Origin of the sequence: Streptomyces sp. NPDC050418 (assembly GCF_044458745.1) — a bacterium.
Taxonomy (GTDB): Bacteria; Actinomycetota; Actinomycetes; order Streptomycetales; family Streptomycetaceae; genus Streptomyces.
Genome location: NZ_JBITIG010000010.1, coordinates 39467 through 59576, shown reverse-complemented (window position 1 = coordinate 59576; position 20110 = coordinate 39467). Strand labels below are relative to the sequence as shown.

15 protein-coding genes are annotated in these 20110 nt (G+C 68.7%); 10 read left to right on the top strand and 5 right to left on the bottom strand.

All coding sequences use genetic code 11. The annotated features are described in order from the left end of the window. Window positions 1-7: 7 nt before the first annotated feature. The 4 genes from ACIBI4_RS24370 to ACIBI4_RS24355 all read right to left on the bottom strand — a co-directional run bounded on the left by ACIBI4_RS24370 (window position 8) and on the right by ACIBI4_RS24355 (window position 7387). Window positions 8-400 (bottom strand): VOC family protein, encoded by a 393-nt coding sequence (locus ACIBI4_RS24370; RefSeq protein WP_399206133.1) that lies wholly within the window; start codon window positions 398-400, stop codon window positions 8-10. A 150-nt stretch (window positions 401-550) separates the two neighbouring features. Then, entirely contained in the window at window positions 551-2350 is a 1800-nt protein-coding gene (locus ACIBI4_RS24365; RefSeq protein ID WP_399206132.1) for a VanW family protein, read from the bottom strand. 143 nt (window positions 2351-2493) lie between these two features. Next, a complete protein-coding gene (locus tag ACIBI4_RS24360) occupies window positions 2494-6387 on the bottom strand; it encodes a GH92 family glycosyl hydrolase (protein WP_399206131.1) in 3894 nt (1297 codons plus the stop codon). A 127-nt stretch (window positions 6388-6514) separates the two neighbouring features. Then, window positions 6515-7387, bottom strand: a complete 873-nt coding sequence (locus ACIBI4_RS24355) for a MurR/RpiR family transcriptional regulator (RefSeq protein WP_399206130.1) — start codon at window positions 7385-7387, stop codon at window positions 6515-6517. A gap of 80 nt (window positions 7388-7467) precedes the next feature. Here ACIBI4_RS24355 and ACIBI4_RS24350 point away from each other — a divergent pair, with 80 nt between their 5' ends. The 6 genes from ACIBI4_RS24350 to rfbB all read left to right on the top strand — a co-directional run bounded on the left by ACIBI4_RS24350 (window position 7468) and on the right by rfbB (window position 14072). Continuing rightward, the gene (locus tag ACIBI4_RS24350) at window positions 7468-8454 is read left to right on the top strand and encodes an N-acetylglucosamine kinase (protein WP_399206129.1); all 987 of its coding nucleotides are present in this window, start codon (window positions 7468-7470) and stop codon (window positions 8452-8454) included. A 74-nt stretch (window positions 8455-8528) separates the two neighbouring features. After that, a complete protein-coding gene (locus tag ACIBI4_RS24345; protein ID WP_399206128.1) occupies window positions 8529-9311 on the top strand; it encodes a sugar isomerase domain-containing protein in 783 nt (260 codons plus the stop codon). Window positions 9312-9673: 362 nt separating this feature from the next. Next, complete coding sequence (ngcE, locus tag ACIBI4_RS24340; RefSeq protein WP_399206127.1) at window positions 9674-11077, top strand: N-acetylglucosamine/diacetylchitobiose ABC transporter substrate-binding protein; 1404 nt, start codon at window positions 9674-9676, stop codon at window positions 11075-11077. Between the two features lie 7 nt (window positions 11078-11084). After that, window positions 11085-12137, top strand: a complete 1053-nt coding sequence (locus ACIBI4_RS24335; RefSeq protein ID WP_399206126.1) for a carbohydrate ABC transporter permease — start codon at window positions 11085-11087, stop codon at window positions 12135-12137. Further along, window positions 12134-13024, top strand: a complete 891-nt coding sequence (locus ACIBI4_RS24330) for a carbohydrate ABC transporter permease (protein WP_399206125.1) — start codon at window positions 12134-12136, stop codon at window positions 13022-13024. Before ACIBI4_RS24335 ends, ACIBI4_RS24330 begins: the two co-directional genes overlap by 4 nt. A gap of 88 nt (window positions 13025-13112) precedes the next feature. Beyond that, complete coding sequence (gene rfbB, locus ACIBI4_RS24325; protein WP_399206124.1) at window positions 13113-14072, top strand: dTDP-glucose 4,6-dehydratase; 960 nt, start codon at window positions 13113-13115, stop codon at window positions 14070-14072. Between the two features lie 27 nt (window positions 14073-14099). Here rfbB and ACIBI4_RS24320 read toward each other — a convergent pair whose 3' ends face one another. Further along, on the bottom strand, window positions 14100-14888 hold the full coding sequence (locus ACIBI4_RS24320) for an alpha/beta fold hydrolase (RefSeq protein ID WP_399206123.1): 789 nt from the start codon (window positions 14886-14888) through the stop codon (window positions 14100-14102). A gap of 316 nt (window positions 14889-15204) precedes the next feature. Between ACIBI4_RS24320 and ACIBI4_RS24315 the strand changes: the two genes are divergently transcribed. The 4 genes from ACIBI4_RS24315 to ACIBI4_RS24300 all read left to right on the top strand — a co-directional run bounded on the left by ACIBI4_RS24315 (window position 15205) and on the right by ACIBI4_RS24300 (window position 19964). Beyond that, a complete protein-coding gene (locus tag ACIBI4_RS24315) occupies window positions 15205-16434 on the top strand; it encodes an ROK family protein (protein ID WP_399206122.1) in 1230 nt (409 codons plus the stop codon). Window positions 16435-16567: 133 nt separating this feature from the next. Then, the gene (locus ACIBI4_RS24310; protein ID WP_399206381.1) at window positions 16568-17683 is read left to right on the top strand and encodes a sugar ABC transporter substrate-binding protein; all 1116 of its coding nucleotides are present in this window, start codon (window positions 16568-16570) and stop codon (window positions 17681-17683) included. A gap of 206 nt (window positions 17684-17889) precedes the next feature. Next, window positions 17890-18681 (top strand): ATP-binding cassette domain-containing protein, encoded by a 792-nt coding sequence (locus ACIBI4_RS24305; protein WP_399206121.1) that lies wholly within the window; start codon window positions 17890-17892, stop codon window positions 18679-18681. Next, the gene (locus ACIBI4_RS24300; RefSeq protein ID WP_399206120.1) at window positions 18678-19964 is read left to right on the top strand and encodes a sugar ABC transporter permease; all 1287 of its coding nucleotides are present in this window, start codon (window positions 18678-18680) and stop codon (window positions 19962-19964) included. The genes ACIBI4_RS24305 and ACIBI4_RS24300 overlap by 4 nt, the downstream gene beginning before the upstream one ends. Window positions 19965-20110 lie beyond the last annotated feature (146 nt).

The window sequence follows — 20110 nt, the reverse complement described above, 5'->3', positions numbered from 1 at the left end:
TCGTTGCCTACTGCTTCGGCCAGCCGCCGTACGGCACGGTCAGGATCTCCATCGCGTGCCCCGACGGATCGAGGAAGTAGACACCCTTCCCGCCGTCGTTGGTGTTGTACTCACCAGGGTGGCGCCGATGCGGATCCGCCCAGTGCTCCAGCTTCCGCTCCGCGATCTTCTTGTACGCGGAGTCGAAGACGTCTTCCGAGACGAGGAAGGCGTAGTGCTGCAGCGGGGTGTTCCCGTCGGGGGCGGTGGCGAAGTCCAGCGTCACCCCGTTCTCGAGAACGACGGGGATGAACGGCCCCCACTGGGCGCCGACTTCGAGACCGAGGAGCTCCGCGAAGAACTCCGCGGACACGCGTGCGTCCTGCGACGCGATGATGGTGTGGTTGAACTGCACTGACAAGGTGAATGCCTCCAGAGGCAATCTCCGGCACCTCCATGTCTCACCCAGCCGGTGACCGACACGCGATGCTGCCCAAGATCGTAGGCGGGACCGGCACGCGCTGTCGAGGCAGTTATCGGCCGCCGGACGGCAGGGTCTCGGCCCGCGGTCTCAGCCCGTCGGCGACGGCAGCGGATCCGGGTCGACGTCCGGGGCGTCGGGAGTGTCCGGCTCGCAGACGACCTCGTCACGCGGCGTGTAGTGCGTACGGAACGTCTTGCGGCCGACCTCCTCGCCGCCCTTCACGAGGATCCGGTCGACCTCCACGTCGAAGCCCTCGTACGGCGTCTGCGGCTCGCACTTGTCGCCCTTGCCCTCGACCTTCTTGGGCTCGGTGACGTTGGTGCGCGGCCCCTTCACCGACTTCACCTCGTCGTACTTCTTCGTGCCGAGGAAGGTGATGGTGACGTCGTGGTCGGTGGCGGAGGCCTGGATGTAGATCGCGTGGCCCGAGTCGTTCTGCCAGCGCAGATCGAGCGTGCCCCAGGCCACGGTGGCCTCGCGGCCCTCCGGATAGCGCTCGATGTAGAACGAGTGCGCGCCGTACTCGACGGGCTTGACCCCCGCGAAGAACATCGCGTTGAACATGGTCGTCGCCACCGTCGAGACGCCGCCGCCGGGCGCGCTGTAGTAGCGGCCGTCGAGGATCATCGTGCCGTCGGTGAAGCCGTTCTCCTTGGTGCGCTCGCCGACCGTGCGGTTGAAGGACCACTCCTCGCCGTCCTTCACCACCGTGCCGTTGATCAGTTCGGCGGCCCGCCCGATGTTGATCGTGCGGTACGCGGCCGTCGGGAACTCCACGGTGTACGTGGACACCTTCTCCTTGATCCCCATGTCCTTGATGCCCGCGGCGGTCAGCGCCGGCTGGACCTCCTGGGCCGCGACCTTCCCCGTGCGCGCAGCGCCCTTCTCGGTGAGCAGCGGGAACACGGCGGCCTGAAGGGACTTGGCGTCGATCTTCCGCCCTGGCGTGCCGTCCTGGGTCACCACGACCTGGTCGCCTTCGAGCCGCAGCTTCGCGTCCACGGGTGCGCCGATGGTCTGCTGCAAAGGACGGGACACGTCCGGGTCCTCCAGCAGCCCTTCACCATCCAACTCGGGCTTGAGCGCGCCCTGTTCATCGGCCTTGAGGTCCAGATGCCGTCCGATCACCGCCGGTGCCAGCTTCAGCTCGCTGTCCCCGACCGTGAGCGTGACCGGCCCGGACATCGCGGGCTCTGCGAACTCGTCGACGGCGCGCCGCACTTCGGCCGCGTTCACCTTCGGCCTGGTCTCCTTCGCCGGGAGCTCCACTGCGCTCTGCGCCGGATACCCGGAGCGCAAGGCGCTCAGCGTGCCCTTCTGGTCGAGGGCGATCCCCGTGCGCGGCTCGGTGACCTCCGGCTTGCCGGCCTTGAAGGCGACGGCCCCGTTGCGCTCCTCGCGGTCGTGCTCCTTCGCGAGCGCCCCGATCGCTTCCTTCGCCTTGGCCTCGTCGACCCGGACCACGGGGTCGATCGTGCGCTCATCGCTCCCGAAGAGCCCCGCGATCACGCTCACCGGATTGCGGTCGGTCTCACCTGCCTGCGCGACGGTCGCCGCGGCGTCCACGGAGAGTCCCGCCTCGGCCGGATCCACCTTTGCGGTCTCGTCCCCGATCCGTACGGCCTGCGGCCCCGACCAGTCCTTCCCGCGCTCCCGCTCCAGGCGCTCCTGCGCCTCCGCGGCGCTGAGCCCGCCCAGATCGACCCCCTGCACGGTGGTCCCATCGGGTATCCCCGACCCCTCGGACGCCAGCCCGGCGAGGTACAGCCCGCCGAGGACCACGACCGCGCCGCCCGCGGCGTAGAGGGCGGGGCGGCGTATTCGACGGCGTCCCTCGGCGGGGGAAGGGCCGGGCTCGGGGGCCGGGGGGAGGTCCTGGTCCGACAAGGCGGGCTCCTTGGGGCCGTGAGCTCACGCTCAAGCTCGGAATCGGAATATTCACCCTATAAGCCGCAGATCATGTGCGCGCGCCCGGTCGCGGTCACGTTCTGTGACCTCGACCGGGCGCGCGGACCGGGTGCGGGGGATCCCTAGGAGATCAGCTCAACCTCCGCCACGGTCGCCTCGCCGCCCGCGAAGACCAGCCGGTACTTCGCGTACGACCCCGGATCGGCCACCGAGAAGACCCGCGTCTGCCGGTCCCACGCGAAGGATTCATCCGAGCGCTTGTCGAGGTCGGTCCACTTCGAGCCGTCCGAAGAGCCCTGCAGGACCCAGCCCTTCGGCGCCTTCGCCTTGTCGGCGGAGGTCAGGGTGTACTGGACGGCCTTCGCGCCCTTCGCCGGCACCGGAAGCTCGACCGAGGCCGAAGCCGCCGCCGTCTTCGAGGAGTTGTCGAAGAGCTCGCCCGGACCGGACAGGACGTCGTCGCGCGGCGCCGGCACCTTGTCGTCGCCGGTGATGGAGACCGGCGCCGCGTCACGGCCCGTGCCCCACTTCGACGGCTTCGGGCCCATCGCGAACTCCAGGACCCCGCCCTTCGAGAGCAGCGAGTGGGGGAGCGCGGTCGACGACCACTTCTTCCCGTTCACCCGCAGGCCCTGCACGTAGATGTTGCTCCTGCTGTTCTCCGGAGCCTTGATGACCAGCGTGCGCCCGTTGTCCATGCGCACGGTCATCTTCTCGAACAGCGGTGAGCCGACCGCGTACTCGCCGCTGCCCATCACCAGCGGATAGAAGCCCATCGCGGAGAAGAGGTACCAGGCCGACTGCTCGCCGTTGTCCTCGTCGCCGTGGTAGCCCTGGCCGATCTCGCTGCCCACGTAGAGCCGGGAGAGGACCTCGCGGACCTTCTCCTGGGTCTTCCAGGGCTGCGAGGCCGCGTTGTACATGTACGTGGCATGGTGGGCGACCTGGTTCGAGTGGCCGTACATGCCCATCCGGACGTCACGCGCCTCCGTCATCTCGTGGATGACACCGCCGTACGACCCCTTGAACTCGGGCGACGCCGTCTCCGGGGTGGTGAAGTACGTGTCCAGCTTGTCGCCGAGGCCCTTGCGGCCGCCGTACAGGTTCGCGAGACCGCGGGAGTCCTGCGGGGCCGTGAACGCGTAGCCCCAGCCGTTGGTCTCCGTGTAGTCGTAGCCCCAGATGCGCGGGTCGTACTGGCCCGACGGGACGCGCCAGTCGCCCTTGAGGTCGCGGCCCTGGAAGAAGCCCTTGCTGTCGGTGTCGCCACCGCCCGCGTCCTTGTCGAAGAGCTTCACGTAGTTCTGCGCGCGGTTGAGGAAGTACTCGGACTCCTCCTTGTAGCGCTTCTTCCCGGTCTCGCGGTAGAGCTTCTTGCCCATCTGCGCGATGCCGTAGTCGTTGAGGTAGCCCTCCAGGGACCAGGACAGGCCCTCGTGGGTCTCGGTCGAGGCGTAGCCGAGGAAGGGCGAGGTCTCCATGCCCTTGCGGCCGACGCCCGACGACGGCGGTACGACGGTCGCGTTCTTCAGCGCGGCGTCGTACGCGTCCTTCGCGTCGAAGTCGACGCCCTTGACATAGGCGTCCGCGAAGGCCACGTCCGAGGACGTACCGGTCATCAGGTCCGCGTAGCCCGGCGAGGACCAGCGGGAGATCCAGCCGCCGTCCTTGTACTGCTGGACGAAGCCGTCCACCAGCTCGCCCGCCTTGTCCGGCGTCAGGAAGGAGTACGCGGGCCAGGTCGTGCGGTACGTGTCCCAGAAGCCGTTGTTGACGTACACCTTGCCCTCGACGATCTTCGCGCCGGTCTGCGTCGGGGTGTCGGGTCCCTCCGCGGGCGAGAACGGGCTGGCGTACTTGTACTTCGAACCGACCTTCTCGAAGCCCGAGTTGGGGTACAGGTACAGCCGGTACAGCGACGAGTAGAGCGTCACCAGCTGATCGTGGGTCGCGCCCTCGACCGTCACCCGGCCGAGAATGTTGTCCCACTGCTTCTGGGCCGCGGACTTCACCGCGGAGAACGAACGGCCCGCCGGGATCTCCGCGTCCAGGTTCGCCTTCGCCTGGTCCACCGAGAGCAGCGAGGTCGCGATCCGCATCGTCACCGTGCGGTCCTTGCCCGCGTCGAAGCGGAGGTGGCCCTTCACCCCGGAGGCGGCGCCGCCGGTGACGGGCTTGTCGAAGGTCCCGTACACGAAGAGCCGGGTCGCGCCCGTGGACAGACCGCTCTTCACGTCCGAGTACCCGGTCACGACACCCTTGTCGGTGTCGAGCGTCAGACCCGCCTTGTCCGAGACGTTGTCGAAGACGAGCGAGGCGTTGTCGTCCGGGTACGTGAAGCGCATCAGCGCAGCGTGGTCCGTCGGCGTGATCTCGGACTTGATGCCGTTCGTCGACTTCACCGCGTAGTAGTGCGGGCGCGCGGTCTCGTCCTCGTGCTTGAAGGGCAGCGCCCGCTTGGCACGGTCGAGTTCGGGCGTCCCCGCGTCCTTGGACGGCAGCACCTGGAATGTCTGCCGCTCACCCATCCACGGGCTCGGCTCATGGCTCGCGCTGAACGCCTGGATCGCGGGCAGGTTGTCCGCGTTGTTGCCGCGCGCGTAGTCGTAGAGCCAGCTGAGCGACCCGGCGTTGGTCACCGGAGTCCAGAAGTTGAAGCCGTGCGGAACGGCCGTCGCGGGGAAGTTGTTGCCGCGCGAGAAGCCGCCGCTCGAATTCGTGCCGCGGGTCGTCGAGGCGTAGTCCGAGAGGTGCGAGTACGACCTCTCGGGTGCCCGGGGCGCCAGGGATATGTCGTCGAGCCAGCCGCGGAACTTCGCCGGGCCCTTGGGCGCGTCGTACGCGACGAGGATCCGGTCGACCGTCTTTCCGCGCGCGACCCGGCCGAGGTCGGCGTCCACCTGGTTCCACTGGTTCACATAGAGCCGCTTGGCCTCGGCCTGCCCCTGCGGCGTCAGCTTCCCGCCGTGTTTGTCGACCGCGCCCAGTTCACTGAGGTACGTGCCGTCGGTGAAGGCGAGATCGACGCTGACGGAGGTCGCCGGATACTTGAGATCCGGCTCCTTCTCCGACATCTGCGGGAATATGCGATAGGAGAGCGCTGTATTGCGTTCTATCGCCACATCGACATCGAAGACCTTGTTATACGAATACGCCCTGCCGTCCGGCTTATGCGTACCGGCATAACGCAGCGCCCGTTTCCCGGTGAAGCCCGCGCCGGACTTCGCGGTCGGCGAGCCGCTCGGACCGCGGTCGACGAGGCTCTGCATGTCCTCGTCGACGGGCTGCTGCGTATCACCGTTGGAGAACTGCACATCGGCGAGCTGCAGAATGCCGTCCGCGCCGTTGTTCGCGGTGATGTCGAGGCGGTAGTGCGCGTACGCCGTCCCGTTCTCGAAGGAGTACGTCTTCGTCTGGAAGCGCTCGGCGAAGGTCTCGCCGGTGCGGGTGTCGAGGGTCGTCCACTCCTTGCCGTCCGTGGAGCCCTGGAGCTTCCAGTCCTTGGGGTCGCGCTCGGCGGCGTCGTTGGCCGAAGTCAGCGCGTACGTCACGACCTTGACCGGAGCGTCCAGATCGAACTCGGCCCAGCCGGTGGGGGTGAACGTCAGCCACTTCGAGGACGGTTCGAGGTCGACGAGGTTCTCCTTGACCTCGCCGGACCCCGCGTTCTCCCCGTTCGCCCGCACCTCGGTCACGCGGTCGGTGACATTGCCGGGGATGCCGCTGCTGAAGGCGCCGTCGACCCCGGACGCCTTCTTCTTGCCGTCGGGACCCGTCTCCGGGGTGCTGCGCCAGTCGATCGCCGGCTGGTCGTCCTCGAACGAGGAGCTGAACTCCCGGTCCGCGGCGGGCGCCTGCGGCGGCGCCGCGACCGCAGCGCCCTGACCGGCGACGACCAGCGCGAGGGCACAGGCCGTGCCGAGCAGGGCCAGGGCGCGGGGTGAGCCGGGGACGGTGATGCGGGACGGTCTGCGGTGGTGGGTTTGCGGTGATCTGCGGCCGGATGCCCCGGGCATCAGCATCACTCCCTGACTCTGGACAACGTTGTCAACGTGCGGGACATCGTCCAGTAGGTCGCCAAGTACCCGGTGGTGTCAAGGGTGTTGCAGAGGTGGGCGGGGAGAAAGAGACGGGATTGCGCGCTTACCGCCGACGCGGCCGCGCCGCGTGCTCGTCACGGATGTGGGACGTCAGGGCGATCGACGCGGTCGCGCGCTCGTACGAGAGCTGCGCGACCCGCGCGTACAGGCAGTCGATGATCAGCAGGACCGAGTGCCGGGTGCCGAACGCGCCGTGCCGGAAACTCGTCTCGCCCGAGGCCGACGTGAGGTGGATGTCCGCGGACTGGGCCGCGGGGGAGCGCGGATCGGACGTGATGGCGATCGTGGTCGCCCCGCGCTCGGCGGCGAGCCGCAGGGGGCCGAGCAGTTCGCGGGTACGGCCGGAGTGCGAGAGGCCGATGGCCACGTCCGCGGGGGTGAGCAGGGAGGCCGAGGTCTCCGCGGCGTGCACCTCGCCCCAGTCCCTGGCCTGGCAGCCGATCCCGAAGAGCCGCGCCTCGGCCTCGCGGGCGAGGATGCCGGACTGGCCCACGCCGTAGACGTCGATCCGGCGGGCCTTCGCGAGGGCGTGCGCGGCCCGGTCGAGCGCGGCGCGGTCCAGACGCTCGACCGTGGCGCGCAGGGCCTGCATGTCCGCGTGGGCGATCACGTCGATGACCTGGTCGACGGAGTCGTCGGGGCCGATGTCGGGACCGAGCGGACGGCCCCGCTCGGGCCGGCCGCGGTCGAAGCTCCCCTGTTCCTTGGCCAGTTCGAGCAGCAGCGCCTGATACGAATCGAGGCCGAGCGCCTGGCAGAAGCGGGTGACCGTGGCCTGGGAGGTCCCCGTGCGCCGGCCGAGGTCCGCCGCCGAGGTGTGGGCCAGCGCCGCCGGGTCGGCGAGCACCTGCTCGGCGACCTTGCGCAACGAGGCGGTCAGGCGCGGCAGTTCGGACTGGATCAGGGTGGTGATCACGGTGGGCGACTCGATTCCGTACAGGACCGCGACGGCGGGAGACTCTTGCCAGGGCCCAAATCTAGCAACCACAATGAACTGTGCTGAGTGAATCCATCAACCACGACCTGGCGGCTTCCCCCGACCGGTACGTGCTGCTCGGCCTCGACGTCGGAGGCACCCGGACCCGCGCCTACTGCGCGGATGCGACGGGCCGCCTGATCGGCACGGGCGAGGGCGGGCCCGGGAACCCGCTGTCGGTGAAGCCGGACGATCTCGTACGGCACCTGAGCGCGGCCATGACCGCCGCGGTACCGGCCGGTCTGCGGGGCAAAGTGGCCGCGGTGGCCGGCGGCTTCGCGGGCGGCGGCCCGGGACGCGGGCGCGTCGCGGCGGCCTCGTGCGTGGCGCGCGCCCTGGCGGAACTGGGCTCCGCGGGCGCCGAGATCGAGGTGTACGGCGACGCCGAGGTCGCCTTCGCCTCCGGCGCGGGCGCACCCGCGGACGGGCTCGTGCTCATCGCGGGCACCGGGGCGACCGCGGCGCGGATCGGCGGACGGCGCAGCGTCGATGTCGTGGACGGGCACGGCTGGCTGCTCGGCGACGAGGGAAGCGGCTTCTGGCTCGGGCGCGAAGCCGTGCGCGCCGCCTTGTGGGCGGTGGACGGGCGCGGCCCGGGCGGGCTGCTCGTGGACCGCGTCCTGGAGCGGATCGCCCCTGGCGGAGTGGGGTTCGACGCCTCGCCCGCCGAACGGCACCGGCTGCGCGACGTGATCGCGAACTGGGCGTACGCGCGGCCGCCGGCCGCCCTGGGGGCGCTGAGTCCGCTGGTGACCGAGGCGGCGGGCGACGGCGATCCGGCGGCTCTCGCGCTCCTCGACCACGCGGCCGACGAACTGGCCGACAAGCTCACCGCGTTGGATGCGCGGCCCGGTGAACTGCTCGTCGCGACCGGGGGATTGATCGGTCCCGGTGGGCCGCTGGCCGCCCGGCTCGCCGTGCGCGTGGAGTCGATGGGCCTTCGTATGGAGGCCGTTCGGGACGGCGGTGCGGGAGCGGTGGCGTTGGCGGGACTCTTGACGCACTGAGCAGGGCTGGTTCATCGTTTCAGTGATTTCAATGAACTCTGGTTCAGTCAACCGAACGATGAGAGTGGGAAACCGTGGCCGTCACCGACCATCAGGACGCCGGGCGGATCAGCGCGCGCCTCTTCGCGGACGAGGCGAGTGCCTCCCTCGACGCGGCGATCGACGCCAACCAGAACGCGGTGCGCGCGGCGGCCCGGCTCTTCGCGGACTGCGTGGCGGCCGACGGAGTCATCCACGCCTTCGGCACCGGCCACTCGCAGGCCACCGCCCTGGAGATCTCCGGGCGCGCGGGCGGCCTCGTCCCCACCAACCGCATCGGCCTCGCCCAGCTCGTGCTGCTCGGCGGCGAGGACCGCGCGGTCCTGGACGACCCGCTGCTCGAACGCCGGCCCGGGCTCGCCGCCAGGCTCTATGAGTTGAACACACCCCGCCCGCAGGACCTCTTCGTGATCATCTCCAACTCGGGGGTCAACAACTCCATCGTGGACCTGGCCCAGTTGGTGACCGAGAAGGGGCACCCCTTGGTCGCGATCACGTCGATGGCGCACACGAACTCGGTCCCTGCGCTGCACCCCAGCGGCAAGCGTCTCGCCGATCTGGCGGACGCGGTCCTCGACAACTGCGCCCCCTCCGGCGACGCGATCCTTCCCCTCCCGGGCGGTGGCGGACTGTGCGGCGTCTCCACGCTCACGTCCTCGACCCTGGCCCAGATGGTGGTCGCGGAAGCCGTCGCTCTCCTTCTTGCCGAAGGGCACGACGTCCCCGTCTACATCTCCGCGAACCTCCCGGGCGGCTTCGAACGCAACGCGAAGCTTGAGGCGCTTTATGAGGGGCGACTGCACCGGGGCGGGTTCTGACCCGCCGTTGAACGGTACGCGCTGGTGGGGCGTGGGGAACGACTCCGGAATGCTTCATTCCGCGGCTGGGCGCTCACTGCGCTCGATGTCAGTGAGGTCTCAACTCAGGAAAGACTGACATCCAATCTGCATTCGATCTTGCCCACTTGAAGGGAAGTGGACTATACCTGTCGGCGTCCGAGCATCCTGCGGAAGCGGGTGCGAGGCGGGGGGAGCGAAGGGCTGAAAAGTCCCAGCGTCAACAGTTCACCCCCCTCAATAAATGCAGCAGCACTTACAGCTTCAGCTGTTCGCGTACGCAGGTGGATTCCGCTGTTCCGGCTGAAACCACGAAGACCGAATCGATCAGTGAGGATGCAGAGATGACGACTCGTAAGGGGTCTCTTGACAGGCGCATGTTCCTGCGCGGCGCGATCGCGGCAGCGGCCACGGCGTCCATGGCGACGGCGTGCGGCTCTCCCTCCTCGGGCAACGACGAGAAGAAGCCGACGGGCAAGGCCTCGGCCAAGAACCCGTTCGGTGTCGCCAAGAACTCCAAGGTCGAGGCGGCCATCTTCGACGGCGGTTACGGTGTCGACTACGTCGAGTTCGCCAACACCGTCATCGGCAGCCAGATCGCCGGTGTCAAGGTCGACGTGAAGCCCGTCGTCGACATCGCCCCGCAGCTCCAGCCCCGCTTCGTCGGCGGCAACCCGCCGGACCTCATCGACAACTCCGGTGAGGACCAGATCGGCTTCCTGGGCATTCTCGACCAGCTCGAGGAGCTCGACGACGTCTTCGAGGCGAACACCTACGAGGGCAAGAAGATCGCCGACATCGTCTACCCCGGCGTCAAGGACCCCGGCACGTTCAAGGACAAGTTCGTCGCGCTCAACTACGTGATGACGGTCTACGCGGTCTGGTACTCCAAGACCCTGTTCGAGGCGAACGGCTGGACCCCGCCGAAGACGTGGGACGAGGCGTACGAGCTCGGCAAGAAGGCCAAGGAGAAGGGCAAGTACCTCTTCGTCCACGGCAAGGAGGCCGCGACCTACTACCGCACGCTCCTGATCGACTCGGCGATCAAGGAGGGCGGCGACGAGGTCCGGATCGCGCTGGGCAACCTGGAGAAGGACTGCTGGTCGCACCCGGCCGTCAAGGGCGTCGTCGACGTCATGGAGAAGATGGTCAAGGAGAAGATGTTCGTCCCCGGCGGCTCCGGAACCCAGTTCCAGAAGGCGCAGGCGATCTGGAGCAACGACCAGAAGGCGCTGCTCTACCCGTCCGGTGGCTGGATCGAGAACGAGATGAAGAAGGCCACCAAGGACGACTTCCAGATGACCGGCTTCCCGTCGATGACGCTCACCGACAAGCCGAAGATCGCCTACGAGGCGCTTCGTGCGGCCGCGGGCGAGCCCTACATCGTTCCCAAGCAGGGCAAGAACCCGGCCGGTGGCAAGGAGGTCCTGCGGGCGATGCTGTCCGAGAAGGCCGCCGCCAACTTCTCGAAGACGAAGCTCGCCCCGACGATCGTCAAGGGCACGGTGCCCGCCGACGGTTACGGCTCCACGGCCCTCGTCTCGCAGACGACGATGCTCGAGGCTGCCGGCGAGAACATCTTCAACTACACGTTCGTCGAGGCGTACGGCATGAACACGGACCAGCTGGTGCCGTGGAACTCCTTCCTCTCGGGCGACATCGACGGCAAGGGTCTGATCGCGGCTCTGCAGAAGATCTCGGACAAGATCCGCGAGGACGACTCCATCGAGAAGATCAAGGTCAGCTAGCAGCGCGATGAGTGACACGATCACCAAAACCGATGCCACGGGCGGCCGGCTCACGTCGGCCGCCCGCGGCGGGCGTCCTCGGCGCCGCAAGCTCACCTTCGACCGGGTGACGTTCTACCTCGCGTTCCTCGGCATACCCGTGGCGGTCTTCGCGACGTTCGTCCTGTATCCGTTCCTGCAGGCGATCTACTGGGCGATGACCGACTGGCGTGGCTACAGCCCCGACTACAACTTCGTCGGTCTCGACAACTTCACCAAGATGTTCGAGGACGACATCTTCCTGAAGGCGCTGCGCAACGTCGCGCTGCTGGCGGCCGTCGTACCGCTGGTGACGCTGACCCTCGCCCTCGGGGTCGCCGTGGCCGTCACGCTGGGCGGGCCCAGCAAGGGGCCGGTCCGGGGTATCCGGGGAGCCTCGTTCTACCGGATCATCTCGTTCTTCCCGTACGTCGTACCGGCGATCATCGTCGGTCTGATCTGGGCCCAGATGTTCGACCCGAACGCCGGCCTGCTCAACGGCATCCTCAACGGGCTCGGCCTCGACATGGAGGCGTTCGCCTGGCTCGGCGAGAAGTCGACGGCGATGCCTTCCCTGATGTTCGTGTTCGTCTGGGGCCTCGTCGGGTTCTACGCGGTGCTCTTCATCGCCGCGATCAAGGGAGTTCCCGCCGAGCTGTACGAGGCGGCCAGGATCGACGGCGCCGGCCGGTTCCGTATGACGATCTCGGTCACCCTGCCGTCGATCCGGGACAGCGTGCAGACGGCGTACATCTACCTCGGCATCGCCGCGCTGGACGCCTTCGTCTTCGTCCAGGCGATGCTGCCGAACGGCGGTCCGGACAACTCGACGCTCACGATCAGCCAGCACCTGTTCACCACCGCGTTCCGCAAGGGGCAGTTCGGCTACGCCACCGCGATGGGTGTCGTGTTGGCCGTCGTCACCCTGGTGTTCGCGGCGCTGGTGTTCGCCGTGAACCGCCTGACCGGTGGTGGCGAGGAAAAAAGCAACGCGCGTGGGTTCAAGGCTCGGCGTGCCGCAGTCAAGGGAGGTGCTCAGTGAGCGCCACAGCCGCCGACCGGAAACTCGTGGCCGACCGGAGGCTGGTGAGCAGGTCCAACAGCAGCGACCGCCGGTTCGCCGCGATCTCGCACACCATGCTCACGATCTGGTCCGTGGTCGTGATCGTGCCCATCCTGTGGGTGGTGGTGTCGTCGTTCAAGACGACCAAGGAGATCCTCGCGTCGCCGTTCTCGCTTCCCGAGACGTGGCGGTTCGAGAACTACGCGAACGCGTGGTCCGACGCCAGTATCGGGAAGTACTTCCTGAATTCGGTGATCGTCGTTGTCTCCGCCCTGGTCCTCGTCATGCTGCTTGGCGCGATGTGCGCGTACATCCTGGCCAGGTTCCAGTTCCCGGGACGCCGGCTGATCTATTACACGATGCTGGCCGGACTGACCTTCCCGGTCTTCCTCGCGATCGTGCCGCTGTTCTTCCAGCTGCAGAACCTCGGGCTGCTCAATACGCGTCTGGGGCTGATCCTCACCTATGTCGCGTTCGCGCTGCCGTTCACGATGTTCTTCCTCTATTCGTTCTTCCGGTCACTGCCGCATGACGTCTACGAGGCGGCACTGATCGACGGCGCCGGTGACTGGCGGGCGTTCTTCCAGGTGATGCTGCCGATGGCCAAGCCGGGCATGGCCGCGGTGGCGATCTTCAACTTCCTGGGTCTGTGGAACCAGTTCCTGCTGCCGGTGGCACTCAACACCGACCAGGACAACTGGGTGCTGACCCAGGGGATGGCCGCCTACGCGTCCTCGCAGGTCTACGGCATCGACTACGGGGCGTTGTTCGCGGCGATCGTGGTCACGGTCGTACCGGTACTGATCGTGTACATCATCTTCCAGCGCCGGATCGCCGGTTCGGTGTCGCAGGGCACCTTCCGCTGACGTCTCCTGCCGGACCGCCCGACCGCCCGACTGCCCGCCGAGGCCGACCTCGGCGGGCAGTCGTCGTTCCACGTGGCAGGCTGGCCCCGTGCGCATCCTCGTCACCGGCGGCGCCGGATTCATCGGTTCCCATTACGTCCGTACGCTCCTGGGGCCCGACTCACCGGCTCCCGGCGTCGAGCTCACGGTCCTCGACGCCCTCACCTACGCGGGCCGCCGGGCCAACCTCCCCGCCTCCGGGTTCACCTTCGTACGGGGCGACGTCTGCGACGCCCGCCTCCTCGACGAACTGGCCGCCGGTCACGACCACCTCGTCCACTTCGCGGCCGAGTCGCACGTCGACCGGTCGATCGAGGACGCGGCCGCGTTCATCCGTACGAACGTGCTCGGCACCCAGACCGTCCTCGACGCGGCCCTGCGCCACGGCCGGCGGGTCGTCCTGGTCTCCACCGACGAGGTGTACGGCTCGGTCGCCGCCGGAGCCTGCGCCGAGGACGCGCCACCGCGTCCCAGCTCGCCCTACAGCGCGAGCAAGGCCTCCGCCGAACTGCTCGCCCTGGCCCAGCACCGCACCCATGGCCTCGACGTGACGATCACACGCGGCACCAATACATACGGTCCGCATCAGTACCCGGAGAAGATCATCCCGCTCTTCACGGCCCGGCTGCTGCGCGGCGAACGCGTCCCCTTGTACGGCGACGGGCGGCAGGTCCGCGACTGGCTGCACGTCGACGACCACGTACGCGCCGTCGACCTGGTGCGCCGCGAGGGCCGGTCCGGTGCCGTCTACAACGTGGCCGGCGGGGTGGAACTGTCCAACCGCGAGCTGACCGGGCGGCTGCTCGCGCTGCTCGGCGCGGGCTGGGACCGCGTCGCGTACGTACGGGACCGGCCGGGGCACGATCTGCGGTACGCGGTCGATGACTCCAGGATCCGAACGGAGCTCGGCTTCCGCCCCGTGATCGACTTCACCGACGGCCTCAAGGAGACGGTCGAGTGGTACGCACGGCACCGCGACTGGTGGGAGACGGGGCCGGAGGGCGCCTGACGGGGCACGGCCGAGTGTGCCGCGGCTTCAGGAGTGCGCGCGGCAGAACCCGCGCACGGCCCGGTTGAACGCCTCGGGCCGTTCCAGACTGCTGACGTGCCCCGCACCAGGGATCACGACCAGCTCGGCCTGGGGGATCGCATCCCGGAACTGCCGCGCGACGGCCAGGGGCGAGCGCACGTCCTCCTCTCCCCAGACCAGCAGGGTGGGCACCGACACGGCGGGCAGGAGGTCCCGCTGGTCGGTCCCGGCCATGAGGGCGAGCTGGGTCCGCAGGGTTTCCGGGCGTACGGCGGCCGCCATCGCGTCCAGGAGCGGTACGTACGCGGCGGGCGGCTCACCGGCGAACAGCCCGGGCACGGCCGGATCGAACGCTCCGGGCGGCGCGGCGAGCGTACGGCGCGCGCCCTCGACCCGGGCCCGCACCTCTTCCGCCGGCAGGGACCCCTTCCAGCCCGCGTAGGTGTCGGCAAGGATCAGCGTCGTCGTGAGGTCCGCATACCGGCGGTAGAACTCCAGGGCCAGGGTCCCGCCCCAGGACAGGCCGGCGATGTGCGCCGGACCGAGCCGCAGCGACTCCACGACCGCGGCGAGGCAGGACGCGTAGTCCGCGAGGCCGAAGGACCCGGGGAGGTCGGATGAGCGGCCCGCGCCCGGCTCGTCCCAGGCCACGACCGTGAACTCGTCCGCGAGCGCCTCGCGTTGCGGCTGCCAGAGGCGGGCGTCGTCCCCCGCACCATGCAGGAACACCACGGGCGGTCCCTCGCCCACCCGGTCGTAGGCGATCTCCAGCCCGTTGACCTGCACGGTCGTCATGACGTCAGCCTAGGACCGCCCGCTTTCGCTGTCGCGACGCCGGGCACGGACCGGACGGCAGGGGCACGGACTGCAGGGTCCGTACGACGTCTCGATTGCGTATCGGATGAGCGGCCCCGCGCTCGTCCTTCACCACTTCACAGGCCCCCACAGGCGCATGCTCCGGCCCTCGTGGACGGTTCGTGACACCGCGGAGAGGCCCATGTCCCTTTCTTTCAAGGGGTTGACGGGGCTCACCCCATCAGGCTGAGCTTAGAGTTCAAGAGTTGGACAGAGTCGGGGTCTCAGTGAAGCGGCCCCGGCAAGGGAGGTCGTCGTGCAGACTCCGGGGTCGCAGTCGTCGCTGCACCGGGCCAATCTCGAGCGGGTCGTCAGGGCCGTGCGGATGGCAGGCTCACTCACCCAGGCCGAGATCGCCAGGACGACGGGCCTCTCGGCGGCCACGGTCTCGAACATCGTGCGTGAACTCAAGGACGGCGGAACCGTCGAGGTCACCCCCACATCGGCCGGTGGCCGCCGGGCCCGCAGCGTCTCGCTCAGCGGGGACGCGGGCCTGGTCGTCGGCGTCGACTTCGGGCATACGCATCTGCGGGTCGCGATCGGCAACCTCGCGCACCAGGTGCTCGCCGAGGAGTCCGAACCGCTCGACGTGGACGCGTCCTCGGCGCAGGGCTTCGACCGGGCGGAGGTCCTGGTCAGCCGGCTGATCGAGGCCACCGGGGTGGACCGTTCCAAGGTCGCGGGCGTGGGGCTCGGCGTGCCGGGCCCGATCGATGTGGAGTCCGGGACCCTCGGCTCCACCTCGATCCTGCCGGGCTGGCAGGGCATCAACCCCGCGCAGGAGCTCTCCGCGCGCCTCGGCGTCCCGGTCTCCGTGGACAACGACGCGAACCTGGGCGCGCTGGGCGAGCTGGTCTGGGGGAGCGGGCGCGGGGTCAAGGACCTCGCGTACATCAAGGTCGCCAGCGGGGTCGGGGCCGGTCTCGTGATCAACGGGGAGATCTACCGCGGGCCCGGCGGCACCGCCGGCGAGATCGGGCACATCACGCTCGACGAGTCGGGCCCGGTGTGCCGCTGCGGCAACCGCGGCTGTCTGGAGACCTTCGCCGCCGCGCGCTACGTCCTGCCGCTGCTGCAGTCCAGCCACGGCACCGACCTCACCATGGACAAGGTCGTCGCGCTGGCGCGCGAGGGGGACCCGGGCTGCCGCCGGGTGATCTCGGACGTGGGCCGGCACATCGGAAGCGGTGTGGCGAACCTGTGCAATCTGCTCAACCCGTCGCGGGTGGTGCTCGGCGGGGATCTCGCCGAGTCCGGAGAGCTGGTGCTGGCGCCGATCCGCGAGTCGGTGGGCCGCTACGCCATCCCCAGCGCCGCCCGTCAACTGTCCGTGCTTCCCGGGGCACTTGGCGGCCGCGCCGAGGTGCTCGGCGCCCTGGCGCTCGCGCTCAGCGAGATGGGTGATTCGACCCTGATCGACCAGGCGGCCGAGGCTTCGGGCGGTGGCGGCGAACTGCGTGAGGCACCCGCACCCGCCTTCACTTAGATAACGAATGGCACCGTTGTCATCTCGTTAAGTATTAACTCCTTGACGCTGGCAACAGGGCCGAGTTGACTCACTGCCACCTCGGCCGCAACGACGCGGCCTCGTCAGGGAGGTTTCCCCAGTGAATACGCGTATGCGTCGTGCCGCCATAGCCATCGCTTCCACCGCCATGGCCGTCTCTCTCGCCGCCTGCGGCAGTGCGGCCGAGTCCGGCGACAAGGCCGACGAGTCGAAGGGCAACAAGACCAAGGGTGACGACATCACCGTCGGTCTGCTGCTGCCCGAGAACCAGACGGCCCGCTACGAGAAGTTCGACAAGCCCATCATCGAGGAGCAGATCGGCAAGCTCACGAATGGCAAGGGCAAGGTCGAGTACCTGAACGCCAAGCAGGACGCGACCGTCCAGTCGCAGCAGATCGACACGATGATCACCAAGAAGGTCGACGTGCTGATCCTGGACGCGGTCGACTACAAGGCCGTCGCCAGCGGCGTGAAGAAGGCCAAGGAGGCCGGCATCCCGGTCGTGGCCTACGACCGCCTGGCCGAGGGCCCGATCTCCGCCTACACCTCGTTCGACAACACCGAGGTCGGCAAGACCCAGGGCGAGGCGCTGCTCAAGGCCCTTGGCGACAAGGCCAAGGACAGCACCATCGTCATGATGAACGGCTCCGTCACCGACCCGAACGCCAAGCAGTTCAAGGACGGCGCGCACTCCGTCCTCGACGGCAAGGTCAAGAAGATCGGGAAGGAGTACGACACCAAGGAGTGGAAGCCGGAGAACGCCAACGCCAACATGGAGGGCGCCATCTCGGCCCTCGGCAAGGACAACATCGCCGGCGTCTACTCCGCGAACGACGGCATGGCGGGCGGCATCATCACCGCCCTCAAGGGTGCCGGTCTCGACAAGCTCCCGCCGGTCACCGGTCAGGACGCCGAACTCGCCGGTGTGCAGCGCATCATCACCGGTGAGCAGTACATGAGCGTCTTCAAGTCCTACCCGCAGGAGGCCGAGACCGTCGCCAAGATGGCCGTCTCGATCGCCAAGACGGGCAAGCTGGACGAGGCCGGCCTCGACACCAGCACAGTCGACAGCGGCACCGACAAGGGCATCCCGTCCGTGATCGTCCCGGTGGTCTCCCTCACGCAGGAGAACATCAAGGAGACGGTCATCGACCAGAAGTACTACACGCTGGACGAGATCTGCACGGCCAAGTACAAGGCCGCCTGCGACAAGCTCGGCCTGAAGTAGTCGCTCCGGCGGGCCGCACGGGCCCGCCGGACAACTCCCCAGTTCCCTGCGGGACTTGCGCACCGCACCATGGCGCGCTCCCGTGGAAGCACGTCCGGCGCCCCGCCGCCGACAGCCCCGCAAGCTCAACGGCGGGGCGCCGGACGGAACACCCCTCACTCCTCTGTACAACCTCCCGCCGGGGTCAGGCTCGGGCGGCGAAGGAGATGGTTCACGTGTCCGCTACGCCCGTGCTGGCGTTGCGCGGGGTCTCCAAGCGATTCGGTGCCGTGCAGGCGCTCACCGAGGTAGAGCTTGAGGTCCACGCCGGCGAGGTGGTCGCCCTGGTCGGCGACAACGGTGCCGGAAAGTCCACCCTGGTCAAGACGATCGCCGGTGTGCACCCCATCGACGACGGTGTCATCGAGTGGGACGGCAGTCCGGTCAAGGTCAACAAGCCGCACGACGCCCAGGACCTGGGCATCGCGACCGTCTACCAGGACCTCGCGCTGTGCGACAACATCGACGTCGTCGGCAACCTGTTCCTGGGCCGTGAGATCCGCCGCCGCGGCGTGCTCGACGAGGTCGAGATGGAGCGCCGCTCGCGTGAACTCCTGCAGACCCTGTCGATCCGCATCCCCAGCGTCCGGATCCCCGTCGCCTCGCTCTCCGGCGGTCAGCGCCAGGTCGTGGCCATCGCCCGCTCCCTCCTCGGCGAGCCCAAGCTGGTCATCCTGGACGAGCCCACCGCGGCCCTCGGCGTCGAGCAGACCGCGCAGGTCCTCGACCTCGTCGAGCGGCTGCGCGAGCGCGGCCACGCGGTCATCCTCATCAGCCACAACATGGCCGATGTGAAGGCCGTCGCGGACAAGGTCGCCGTCCTGCGGCTCGGCCGCAACAACGGTGTGTTCGAGGTCGCCACGACCTCACAGGAAGAGATCATCTCCGCCATCACCGGCGCCACGGACAACGCCGTGACCCGCCGTGCGGCGCGCAGCAACGTGGAGGCTCAGAAGTGAGCATCGACAAGACGGACCAGGTGAAGACCCCCGTCGACGCCCCTGCCGCAGCCCCCGACGCCGTGGCCGCAGTCGACCCCCGTCTCCTCGTGCGCGAGCAGGGATTCGCGGGCTACATAGGCGAGTTCAAGCGCAAGGTGCGCGGCGGCGACCTGGGCGCCATGCCCGTCGTCGTGGGCCTGATCGTCATCTGTGCGATCTTCCAGAGCCTGAACTCGTCGTTCCTCGGCGTCGAGAACCTCGACAACATCTTCGTCGCCATGGTGGCCACCGGCATGATGTCGGTCGGCATCATCTTCGTGCTGCTGCTCGGCGAGATCGACCTGTCGATCGGCTCGGTCAGCGGCGTGTCCGGCGCGATCATGGCCGTGATGACCGTCTCGCACGGCATGAACGAGTGGCTCGCCGTCCTGACCTCGCTCGTCGGCGGTGCGCTCATCGGCGCGATCCACGGCTTCTTCTTCGCCCGCATCGGAGCGCCCGCCTTCGCCGTCACCCTGGCCGGACTGCTGTTCTGGAACGGCTTCATGCTCCAGCTCCTGGGCGCCAACGGCACGATCAACATCGACGGCGACGGCGTGGTCGGCAAGCTCACCACGTACTACTTCTCCGATGTCGCCGCCGCCTACGGCCTCGCGGTCCTCGCGGTCGCCGGCTACTTCCTCTCGGCCTTCTTCGGGGCCCGCCGCCGCGAGGCCGCGGGGATCCCCTCGCGCCCGCTCAGCGAGATCATCCTGCGGACGGCGCTGCTCGCGGTCGCCGTGTTCGGCGTCGCGGTCATCTTCAACCAGTACAAGGGCCTGCCCCTCGCGGTGCTGCTCTTCGCGATCGTCCTCGTCGGCACGGACTTCCTGCTCCGCCGCACCGGGTACGGCCGCAAGGTCCAGGCGCTGGGCGGCAGCGTCGAGGCCTCGCGCCGCGCGGGCATCAACGTCACGGCGATCCGGGTCTCCGTCTTCGCCATCGCGGGCTTCTTCGCGGCGGTCGGCGGTCTCTTCTGGGCCTCCAAGATCGCTGCGGCCAACCAGAGCGCCGGCGCCGGTGACCTCCTGATGAACGTCATCGCCGCGGCCGTCATCGGCGGCACCAGCCTCTTCGGCGGCCGGGGCCGCACCTGGAACGCCCTGCTCGGTGTCCTGGTGATCACCTCGATCCAGTACGGACTCGCGCTGGAGGGCATCGCGCCCGCGATCCAGCAGATGATCACCGGTGGTGTCCTCCTGGTCACCGTCGTGATCGACGCCGTCACCCGTAAGACCCAGAAGTCGGCGGGCCGCGCGTAACCCGTCTCACACCCGAGCCCGGCTCCCCTGGTGGGCGCCGGGCTTCGGTGCGCAGGTGCGCAGGTGCGCAGGTGCGCAGGTGCGCAGGTGCGCAGGCGCGCGGGTGGACGGTGCGAGCCGCGCAACCTTCACCCGCACGCCCGCGT

What these genes read in the sequence shown, in the direction of transcription:
- ACIBI4_RS24305 (WP_399206121.1), top strand. Translation starts at nt 17,890, where the DNA reads ATGGTTCACGTGTCCGCTACGCCCGTGCTGGCGTTGCGCGGGGTCTCC.
- ACIBI4_RS24310 (WP_399206381.1), top strand. Translation starts at nt 16,568, where the DNA reads ATGCGTCGTGCCGCCATAGCCATCGCTTCCACCGCCATGGCCGTCTCT.
- ACIBI4_RS24335 (WP_399206126.1), top strand. Translation starts at nt 11,085, where the DNA reads ATGAGTGACACGATCACCAAAACCGATGCCACGGGCGGCCGGCTCACG.
- ACIBI4_RS24360 (WP_399206131.1), bottom strand. Translation starts at nt 6,387, where the DNA reads ATGCCCGGGGCATCCGGCCGCAGATCACCGCAAACCCACCACCGCAGA.
- ngcE (WP_399206127.1), top strand. Translation starts at nt 9,674, where the DNA reads ATGACGACTCGTAAGGGGTCTCTTGACAGGCGCATGTTCCTGCGCGGC.
- ACIBI4_RS24320 (WP_399206123.1), bottom strand. Translation starts at nt 14,888, where the DNA reads ATGACGACCGTGCAGGTCAACGGGCTGGAGATCGCCTACGACCGGGTG.